Origin of the sequence: Pseudomonas sp. (assembly GCF_026224925.1) — a bacterium.
In the GTDB taxonomy this organism is placed as follows: Bacteria; Pseudomonadota; Gammaproteobacteria; order Pseudomonadales; family Pseudomonadaceae; genus Aquipseudomonas.
In genome coordinates this window covers 1-9796 of the sequence record NZ_JAMFRV010000763.1, presented here as the reverse complement: position 1 = coordinate 9796, position 9796 = coordinate 1, and the positions used below count along the sequence as shown (strand labels likewise).

The window sequence follows — 9796 nt, the reverse complement described above, 5'->3', positions numbered from 1 at the left end:
GCGCCGAATACGTGGCGCTGTACGTTGCCGTGCTCATCGACGCCTTGGAAGCCGGCGACAACCACTACCCTACCCGCCTTCAGGTCGGCGCGAATCTTCTGATCATCGATCTGCAGAATACGCGCCTTGTTGTGCGCGCTGTCCGTCAGGATACGTACCTGATTACCGGTGTAGGACACCGCTGGCACGCCGCGCTTGATCAGCGCCATGGCTAGCAAAGCGATGGTCACTTGCTCGCCCGTGGACACGATCACGTCCAGCTCACGCGGAACCGGTTGATCGCTGATTTGTTTCGCCAAGCCGATCAAGCGATTTGTTTCACCGCTCATGGCCGACAACACCACAACAAGCTCAGTGCCTGCATCGTGGAACTTCTTAACTTTGTCGGCCACTTGCTCGATTCGCTCGACAGAGCCAACCGACGTGCCGCCAAATTTCTGTACGATCAAAGCCATCTCAAAGCCGCCTCTGCCCATGAAGGGCGCCCAATAAACATTCGTCCCAAACGCCAGGGCCTGCCATCGATGGCAGGCCCTGGAGGACGATTAGATACCTTGCTCGACAAAAGGCACGGCCAACGCCAGCGCAGCGTCAAGCGCCCCGGCGTCCACACCGCCACCCTGAGCCATATCAGGACGACCACCGCCTTTACCTCCCACGGCGGCAGCCGCTTGCTTCATCAAATCACCGGCTTTGAGTTGGCCAGTCAGGTCCTTGGTTACGCCTGCAACCAGTACGACCTTATCTTCATGAACACTGCCGAGCAGGATCACTGCGCGGCCGAGCTTGTTCTTCAACTGATCAACCAGTGCCAACAAGGCTTTACCGTCCTGACCGTCAAGGCGTACGGCGAGGACTTTGACCCCTTTGACGTCCAGCGCAGCAGACGACAGATCGTCACCCGCAGCACTTGCCGCCTTGGCTTGCAATTGATCCAGCTGTTTTTCCAAAAGACGGTTGCGCTCCAATACTGCCAAGAGCTTGTCCAGCAGGTTGTCGCGACTGCCTTTAACCAGCGTCGCGGCTTCCTTGAGTTGATCTTCGGCAGCGTTGAGGTAAGCCAGCGCAGCAGCACCGGTCAACGCCTCGATACGTCGTACGCCTGCTGCAACACCACCTTCGCTGGTGATCTTAAGCAACGCGATATCGCCAGTACGGTTAGCGTGAATACCACCGCACAGCTCAACCGAGAAGTCGCCGCCCATGCTCAGCACGCGCACGTTGTCGCCGTACTTCTCGCCGAACAGCGCCATGGCGCCTTTCTTCTTGGCGGTCTCAATATCGGTTTCAACGGTTTCTACCGGGGAGTTCTTGCGCACTTCACGGTTGACGATGTCTTCCAGAGCCTTCAACTGCTCAGGCTTGATTGCTTCGAAATGGCTGAAGTCGAAACGCAGGCGCTGACTGTCGACCAACGAACCCTTCTGCTGCACATGCTCGCCCAGCACTTGACGCAATGCGGCGTGTAGCAAGTGGGTTGCAGAGTGGTTCAAGGACGTAGCGTGACGAACCTCAGCATCGACTTCGGTGCGCAGTTCGGCGCCCGCTTTAAGGCTGCCGCTCGCCAAGATGCCGTGGTGCAGGAACGCACCGCCGGTTTTAGTAGTGTCGCGCACATCAAAACGCACACCGGCTGCTTCAAGGTAACCGCAGTCGCCAATCTGGCCGCCGGACTCTGCGTAGAACGGGGTCTGATCGAGGATCACAACGCCCTCTTCGCCTTCGCTCAACTGCTCGACCGCTTGACCGTCCTTATATAAGGCAACCACTTTCGCGGTGCCACGGGTCGCGCTATAACCGAGAAACTCGGTGGCGACATCAACCTTGACCAGGCTGTTGTAATCCATACCGAACGAACTGGCGGAACGAGCGCGCACGCGCTGGGCGTCCATTTCGCGCTCAAAGCCGACCTCGTCCAGGGTCAGGTTGCGTTCCCGGGCGATGTCACCGGTCAAGTCCATCGGGAAACCGTAGGTGTCGTACAGCTTGAACACCACGTCGCCAGGCACCACGGTGCCTTTCAGTTCAGCCAGATCCTGTTCGAGGATCTTCAGACCCTGCTCCAGGGTTTTGGCAAATTGCTCTTCTTCAGCTTTCAGTACGCGCTCGATGTGCGCCTGACTCTGGGTCAGCTCAGGGAATGCGCTGCCCATCTCCGCAACCAGCGCGGCGACGATTTGGTAGAAAAAGCTGCCGCTGGCGCCGAGCTTGTTGCCGTGGCGGCAGGCGCGACGAATGATCCGGCGCAGCACATAGCCACGACCTTCGTTGGACGGCAGCACACCGTCGGCAATCAGGAAGCCGCACGAGCGAATGTGGTCAGCCACGACTTTCAGCGAAGGCTGCGCATCGTTAGTGCAACCGATGGCCTTGGCCGATGCCGCGAGCAAGCTTTGAAACAGGTCGATCTCGTAGTTGGAGTGCACGTGCTGCAGGACGGCGCTGATCCGTTCCAGACCCATGCCAGTGTCCACCGACGGCGCTGGCAGCGGGTGCAACACGCCGTCAGCAGTGCGGTTGAACTGCATGAACACGTTGTTCCAGATCTCGATATAACGGTCGCCGTCTTCTTCTGGCGAACCCGGTGGGCCGCCCCAGATATCAGCGCCGTGATCGTAGAAAATCTCGGTGCATGGACCGCAAGGGCCGGTATCGCCCATGGTCCAGAAGTTATCGGATGCGTATGGCGCGCCTTTGTTGTCACCGATACGGACCATGCGTTCGGCAGGCACGCCGATTTCTTTGGTCCAGATGTCATAGGCTTCGTCATCACTGGCGTAAACCGTGACCCACAGTTTGTCTTTTGGCAGGGCCAATACCGACGTCAGAAAGGTCCAGGCGAAGGTGATGGCATCACGCTTGAAATAATCACCGAAGCTGAAGTTACCCAGCATTTCGAAAAAGGTGTGGTGACGTGCGGTGTAACCGACGTTCTCCAGGTCGTTGTGCTTGCCACCGGCCCGTACGCATTTTTGGCTGCTGACGGCGCGGGTGTACGCGCGTTTTTCCTGGCCCAGGAAGCAGTCCTTGAACTGGTTCATGCCTGCGTTGGTGAACAGCAGGGTGGGGTCGTTGCCCGGAATCAACGAGCTGGAAGCTACACGGGTGTGACCTTTCTCTTCGAAGAAGCGAAGGAAGGCTTCACGGATTTCTGCGCTTTTCATAGGTTCTTCCACGGAGACTGCTGCCAAAGGCAAGTGCAAAACGTCCAAAAGAGGGTGCGACTTGCAAAGGGCCGCATTATATAGGCGTTAGGCGCCCGGTACAGTGTGTTTGTACATTGCTAGCCCGCAATTGGACTGTCGGCGCGTTTAGCGGCGGGCGAAGTCAGCAAATGTGGCGATTACCTGTTCGATTTGAGCAGGCGATACGTCAAGGTGCGTCACCATTCGCAGACGCGGCGCGGCGCTAAGTTTTATCCCGCGTTCAGCGCAGAAGCTTTTCAACGCTTCTGCGCGCTCATCAACCTGCACGTACACCATGTTGGTCTGCACGTTTTCAACCGCATAACCGAGGCCACGCAAGCCTTCAGCCAAAGCACTGGCGTTGGCATGGTCGTGCGCCAAGCGCTCGACGTGATGTTCCAGCGCATACAAACAGGCCGCCGCCAATCCACCGGCCTGACGCATGCCGCCGCCGACCATTTTACGTAAACGCCGCGCCTTGCCGATCAATTCTGCGGTGCCGAGCAGTACGGAGCCGATAGGCGCACCGAGACCTTTAGACAGGCACACCGAGACAGAATCAAAGTATTGAGTGATGTCCTTGGCGTCGACGCCCAGCTTCACCGATGCGTTGAACAACCGCGCGCCGTCCAGGTGCAGGGCCAAGCCTTGTTCATCACACAGTTTGCGTGCCGCCGCCAAGTACGTCAGCGGCAGCACCTTGCCCTGCATAGTGTTTTCCAGTGCCAGCAAGCGAGTGCGGGCGAAGTGAAAGTCGTCAGGTTTGATCGCGGCCAGCACCTGACTCAGGTCTAGCGAACCATCTTCCTGCACGTCCAGTGGCTGCGGCTGGATCGAACCCAGCACCGCTGCGCCGCCGCCCTCGTACTTATAAGTGTGGGCCTGCTGGCCGACGATGTATTCCTCGCCGCGCCCACAGTGCGCCATCAAACCCAGCAAATTGCTCATGGTGCCACTGGGTACAAACAGCCCGGCGGCAAAACCCAATCGTTCGGCGAGGTAGGATTCAAGACGGTTAACGGTCGGATCTTCGCCATACACATCGTCTCCCAACGGCGCGTTGGACATCGCCTCTCGCATGCCGGCGGTGGGCTGGGTCACAGTGTCGCTGCGCAGATCAATAACCGTCACGGTGAAACTCCTGAAAGGGTTGATGCGTTGATGTTAAGTCCAAGGAAGGATCTGTCATAGGTGATTACTGAGGTTATCAACCCACTAATTCAAGCCCCAGGCTCAATGAACCGATAGGTTCTATATAAGGAAATGCTGGGGTCGATAGAAGAAACTGTCCATGCAAAACCGATAAATCTGTGATAAAAACTCTCCGCCGACAGAAAATGCTGTCGGCGACGTTCTCAGGGCGGGGTGCGATTCCCCACCGGCGGTAATGACGCGCAATGCGTTTAGCCCGCGAGCGCTTGTGGTGCGAAAGCTTTGGCTGATGCACTGACAAGGTCAGCAGACCCGGTTTGATTCCGGGGCCGACGGTCATAGTCCGGATGAAGAGAGAACGGGATTGATACCACAGGATCGTACCGTGAGCACTGCCATGAGCTGATTTTGGTTCATGTTTGATCTGGACGTACCCTGGTATCCCATTCGATCCAAACGCCCTGTTTTTTTCATTAAACAGGAGTCAGAACTGATGCAAGCCACAGCAATCGATAGCAAAAGCAAAAGCCATCCCAACGAGCGCGTTGCGTTCATCCAGGCCTGCTGGCACAAAGATATCGTCGATCAGAGCCGTAAAGGTTTTGTCGCGGAAATGGCCAACCATGGCTATGCCGAAACTGATATCGATTTCTTCGAAGTCGGCGGCGCCTTTGAAATTCCTCTTCACACCAAACTGCTGGCTAAAAGCGGTCGTTACGCAGGCATAGTCGCGGCTGGCCTGGTGGTCGATGGCGGTTTGTATCGCCATGAATTCGTTGCTCAGTCGGTGATCAGCGCGCTGATGCAAGTGCAATTGGAAACTGAAATTCCAGTGTTCTCAGTGGTCCTGACGCCGCACAACTTCCACGCCGGCGATGAGCATCAGAAGTTCTTCTTTGATCACTTCGTGCTCAAAGGCGCAGAAGCGGCCAAGACCTGTGCAGACACCCTGAGTAAAATTCGCAGCCTGCGCCGTCACGAGACCCCACAGCGGGTTGCGGTTTAGGTTCAACAGTTTTTGCACGACCCCTGTGGGAGGGAACTTGTTCACGAAGAAGTTGATGCAGTCAGCCTGAATTACCCCGGCGCTGCTAAGACCTTCGCGAACAAGTTCGCTCCCACAGAGTCTGTGTTTTGGCTTCTAGGCCAACTGATCTGCCGTGGTTGGCACAATCAGAATCCCTGCACGCAAGCCGTTTTTGACCTTGGGGTTCGGAAAGATAATCCGCGCGCCCTGCTCTTCGACGATCCAGCGGCTGTCGGCCAAATCACTGGCTAATACAAAGCCCTGCTCCAACTCTGAAAAGTTCTCCACGTCGGCTGGCAAGTTCAGTTGGAACGCATCGCTGTGTTTGATGATTTCCCGAGCCACGCTGAACAATTGCAAACCCTGTAACGACGAATTTTCAAGCGCTGGTTCCGTACCTTCTATCATCTCGGTGAGGCATCTTTCCAGCAGCGTCAGATTAACCTGCTGGTTGTGCCCGAACGGCCGCGCCTTGCCCAACTCCAAGGTAAAGGATTCGGCGCCAAGCTTGTCGTAGGTGTAGGAACTGAACACGATTGAGGATTTGTTCTGCAGCAACACAGCCTTCATACCTGCTGCCTGTAAACGTGCCAGTTCACGGCGCGAATGCTGGCGACCTTCTTTCCAGGGATACAGCGCGAATTGCTCGATCTTCGAACCACGTATGGCGGTGTGCAGGTCGTAGTGCACACGGTAGCGATCCGGCAGGCTGAAAAAACTGTCGGCCAGACGCTCCAACTCACAAGCGCGTAACGCTTCAAAACCACTCGATTGTTCGTGCCGGCCGTTGAACAGTCGATTTACATCCTGCTCGATATAACGCTCGCCACGACGCATGGCCTCGGGGTTACCGAACAAAAACAGAATTCGTGCCCGCGGCTTTAAATCGCCGCGCGCGATGTTCCGAAGCAGTTGATCCAAGAGTTCAATGGGGGCTGTTTCGTTGCCGTGAATACCGGCAGAAAGCAGTAAATCCGTGCCGTTGTCCTGCCCTTCGGCCGGCCGGACCTCAAGCGCCCCTTCGCTCAACCAGCGCATACGCACGCCGTCGGTCGTTAGCTGAGTCTTTTCCGCTGGCTCACGACCCGCCAGGGTGAGTTCAAGCAGTTTGCCGAGAGCGAGCATAGTGATGCACCTTAATAAGCGCTTAAGAAGAGCGAGTTAAAAAGATCGTGTTCAGTCGTGATCGCAGTCAGGACCGTGAACATGTTCTTCATCGTCGCCTGCATCTGCCGGTTCCATTTCCAGTTGCAGGCTTACCAGGTTGGTGGCCAATGGGCGCAGCAACAGGTTGGCATATTCAGCATCACCTTCTTCTACGTCGACGCCGATCAACAATTGGCCACGGCCATCGTGCTGAATCCACAACTCCTTGCCCTGCCACATAACAGCAACGCGGGTGCAGGTGGTTTCCAACTGGGTGCCATCGGTGTCTTCAAGGATTAACTGCAAGGTGTCGCTCATGATTCGGGTGCTCTATAGAAGGATTTCAATTGATCTGAAAAGGATAAACCGCGCCCAGTTTAAGGATTTGCGACAGTTCATCCAGTGCCGTACGGCATTCGATTAGCAGGGCCGGATCGGCAAGGTCGCTTTCGCTCATGCGATCCCGGTAGTGTTTTTCAACCCATTGGGTCAGGGTGCCGTATAACGGCGCGGTCATGATAACGCCTTGATTGACCGCCGCCAGTTCAGTTTCGTTTAGCGCGACCCGCAAACGAAGGCAAGCAGGTCCACCGCCGTTCTGCATGCTTTGTTTAAGGTCGAAAACGTTGACCTCAGCCACTGGGCCTTCATCAGCCAGCAGACGCTGCAAATACTGCCAAACCCGCTCGTTGGTGCGGCATTCTTCCGGAACAATGAGCAGCATCGATCCGTCGGCACGCGATAACAACTGGCTATTGAACAGGTAAGAACGTACGGCGTCTTCAACCGTCACTTCTGCACGCGGCACACAGATAGCCTTAAAACGACCGCCGCGACGGCCCAGCTTGTCGTGTAATTCAGCCAGCAGGTGCTCAGTATTGAGAAAGGCGTCTTCGTGATAGAACAGCACTTCGCCGTTGCCCACTGCAATCACGTCGTTATGAAACACGCCCTGATCAATGATCGCCGGATTTTGCTGGGCGTAGACCACGCCCTCTTCGCTCAAACCGTGCAAGCGTGCGACTGCTTGTGACGCTTCGAGGGTTTGTCGCGCAGGATACTTTTGCGGCGCAGGGTAACGGGTGTCGAACGCACTGCGCCCGAACACGAAAAACTCGACACCGGGCTGGCCGTAATCGTGGCAGAAGCGCGTGTGGTTAGCCGCGCCTTCATCCCCGAACTGGGCCACTGCGGGTAACGCCGCGTGGTGGGCGAAGTGCTGCTGATTGGCGAACATCGCTCCCAATACTCGGCTGGTAGTCGGGTGTTCGATACTGCGGTGGTATTTGCAATTAAGGTTGGCGGCGGTGAAATGCACGCGGCCATCAGCCGTATCAGCGCTCGGGCTTACTGTGGCGGCATTTGCCACCCACATGCTCGATGCCGAGCAACTGGCGACCAATAACGGCATGGCGTCCTTGGCGGCTTTTTCGATGACTTGGGCGTCAGTACCGCTGAACCCCAAGGCACGTAAGCCAGCCAGGTCCGGACGTTCTTGCGGCGCCAGAACGCCTTGGACGAAACCCATTTCCATCAGGGCTTTCATCTTCGCCAGGCCCTGCAAAGCAGCTTCCCTAGGGTTGGAGGACTGCTGGGAATTGCTCTGAGACGCGACGTTGCCGTAGGACAAACCGCCGTAGTTATGGGTCGGACCCACTAAACCGTCAAAGTTAACTTCGTAAGATTTCATCGGCAAGGCTCGGTCGGTAAATTTGTTTTTATGGCGGCTACTTATTAACCGCCTAAATCTCGGTGGGACCGAATTTATTCGGAAGGCAACAGCGCGGTCTAGTCAGACAGTCCGCGTAGCCCTCTTCCCGAATGAATTCGGTCCTACAGAAATGCCGCGGTCAGGACAGCGTAATACCTGGCGACAGCGTACCCGGCAAACTGATCCGCGGCGCTTCCAGTGATGCCACTGGGTACGCGCAATAATCCGCCGCGTAATAGGCACTGGCGCGATGGTTACCCGACGCCCCCACCCCCCCGAACGGCGCGCTGCTGGCCGCGCCGGTCAGTTGCTTGTTCCAGTTGACGATACCCGCCCTGCTCTCTAGCCAAAACTGTTTATAGCGTGCTTCGGAGTCCGACAATAATCCAGCGGCCAAGCCAAATTCAGTGTTATTCGCTTCCGCGATAGCGGCGTCAAAATCAGCATAGCGGATCACCTGCAACAGCGGTCCGAACAGCTCTTCGTCGGCGCGGTCAGTCACATCGCTGACGTCGATAATGCCCGGCGTCAGCAGTGCGGCATTCGCCTGGGGCTGGGTCATTTCCAGCAGGGCCAAGGCACCATTCGCCAGCAACAACCCTTGGGCTTCGAGCAGTGCGTTGGCTGCGGCCAAAGAAATGACCGAGCCCATGAACGGCGCAGGTTGTTGATCGAATGCGCCGACCTGAATGGTCGCTGTTACCGCCACCAGACGCGCGAGCAAAGCGTCGCCCCAAGCGCCTTCAGGTACTAACAAGCGTCGGGCGCAGGTGCAACGTTGACCGGCAGAGATAAACGCCGACTGAATCACGGTGTACACCGCCGCATCAATGTCTTCGACTTGATCGACGATCAGCGGATTGTTGCCGCCCATCTCCAGCGCAAGGATCTTGTCCGGACGCCCGGAGAATTGCTGGTGCAGCAAATTGCCGGTACGGCTGGAACCGGTAAAAAACAAGCCATCGATGCCAGGATTAGCCGCCAGTGCAACGCCGGTGTCGCGGGCGCCTTGCAGCAGGCTCAATACTCCCGCTGGCAAACCGGCTTCGATCCAGCACTTAACCGTCAGCTCAGCCACTTTTGGGGTCAGTTCGCTGGGCTTGAACAGCACCGCGTTGCCCGCCAGGAGCGCCGGCACGATATGGCCGTTCGGTAAATGCCCAGGGAAGTTATACGGACCAAACACTGCGACCACGCCGTGCGGTTTGTGCCGCAACACAGCGGTGGCGTCACCCAGCGGACCGCTTTTCTCGCCGGTCCGCTCACGGTAACTCTGCACCGAAATCGCGACTTTGTTGATCATGCTGGTGACTTCGGTAGCCGACTCCCACAGCGGTTTGCCGGTCTCTTCGCCGATGCAGCGTGACAGTTCGTCGGCATGGGTCTTCAAGCTGGCGGCAAAGGCTTCAAGCACCACGATGCGTTCGTCCAGCGTGCGTTTAGCCCAAGCGGGGAATGCCTGTCGCGCAGCGTTGATCGCGGCATCCACTTGCTCCGCGCTGGCCGCTTGTCCAGACCACAACACGTCCTGAGTCACCGGGTTCAGCGATTCGAAAGGTTCGCCCTGACCGGCGT

Annotated in this window: 7 protein-coding genes, 1 pseudogene and 1 riboswitch; of the genes and pseudogenes, 1 reads left to right on the top strand and 7 read right to left on the bottom strand. The window is 57.1% G+C overall.

Annotation, left to right across the window (positions count from 1 at the left end; genetic code table 11):
- From M0974_RS31830 to ltaE, 3 genes and pseudogenes are all read right to left on the bottom strand, one after another.
- Positions 1-455 (bottom strand): annotated as a pseudogene (locus M0974_RS31830) (aspartate kinase); the annotation flags it as partial.
- Positions 456-545: 90 nt separating this feature from the next.
- Complete coding sequence (gene alaS / locus M0974_RS31825; protein ID WP_297846126.1) at positions 546-3164, bottom strand: alanine--tRNA ligase; 2619 nt, start codon at positions 3162-3164, stop codon at positions 546-548.
- 147 nt (positions 3165-3311) lie between these two features.
- Positions 3312-4316, bottom strand: a complete 1005-nt coding sequence (ltaE, locus tag M0974_RS31820) for a low-specificity L-threonine aldolase (RefSeq protein ID WP_297846124.1) — start codon at positions 4314-4316, stop codon at positions 3312-3314.
- A gap of 216 nt (positions 4317-4532) precedes the next feature.
- A riboswitch (FMN riboswitch) is annotated at positions 4533-4701 on the top strand.
- 129 nt (positions 4702-4830) lie between these two features.
- Between ltaE and M0974_RS31815 the strand changes: the two genes are divergently transcribed.
- On the top strand, positions 4831-5343 hold the full coding sequence (locus M0974_RS31815) for a 6,7-dimethyl-8-ribityllumazine synthase (protein ID WP_297846123.1): 513 nt from the start codon (positions 4831-4833) through the stop codon (positions 5341-5343).
- Between the two features lie 135 nt (positions 5344-5478).
- Here the strand turns inward: M0974_RS31815 and astE are convergent, their stop codons facing one another.
- The 4 genes from astE to astD form a co-directional block, all read right to left on the bottom strand.
- Positions 5479-6489: a succinylglutamate desuccinylase gene (gene astE / locus M0974_RS31810; protein WP_297846121.1), complete on the bottom strand. Its 1011-nt coding sequence runs from the start codon at positions 6487-6489 to the stop codon at positions 5479-5481.
- 51 nt (positions 6490-6540) lie between these two features.
- Entirely contained in the window at positions 6541-6828 is a 288-nt protein-coding gene (locus M0974_RS31805; RefSeq protein WP_297846119.1) for a topoisomerase II, read from the bottom strand.
- A 25-nt stretch (positions 6829-6853) separates the two neighbouring features.
- Positions 6854-8200 carry an N-succinylarginine dihydrolase gene (astB, locus tag M0974_RS31800; protein WP_297846117.1) on the bottom strand — a complete coding sequence of 449 codons (1347 nt, stop codon included), beginning with the start codon at positions 8198-8200 and terminating at the stop codon, positions 6854-6856.
- Between the two features lie 160 nt (positions 8201-8360).
- A partial coding sequence (gene astD, locus M0974_RS31795; protein ID WP_297846116.1) for a succinylglutamate-semialdehyde dehydrogenase occupies positions 8361-9796 on the bottom strand: 1436 nt, incomplete at its 5' end.

Excerpts from the sequence above, each read along its gene's own strand:
- alaS (WP_297846126.1), bottom strand. The coding sequence starts at position 3,164 with ATGAAAAGCGCAGAAATCCGTGAAGCCTTCCTTCGCTTCTTCGAAGAG.
- M0974_RS31815 (WP_297846123.1), top strand. The coding sequence starts at position 4,831 with ATGCAAGCCACAGCAATCGATAGCAAAAGCAAAAGCCATCCCAACGAG.
- astE (WP_297846121.1), bottom strand. The coding sequence starts at position 6,489 with ATGCTCGCTCTCGGCAAACTGCTTGAACTCACCCTGGCGGGTCGTGAG.
- M0974_RS31805 (WP_297846119.1), bottom strand. The coding sequence starts at position 6,828 with ATGAGCGACACCTTGCAGTTAATCCTTGAAGACACCGATGGCACCCAG.
- astB (WP_297846117.1), bottom strand. The coding sequence starts at position 8,200 with ATGAAATCTTACGAAGTTAACTTTGACGGTTTAGTGGGTCCGACCCAT.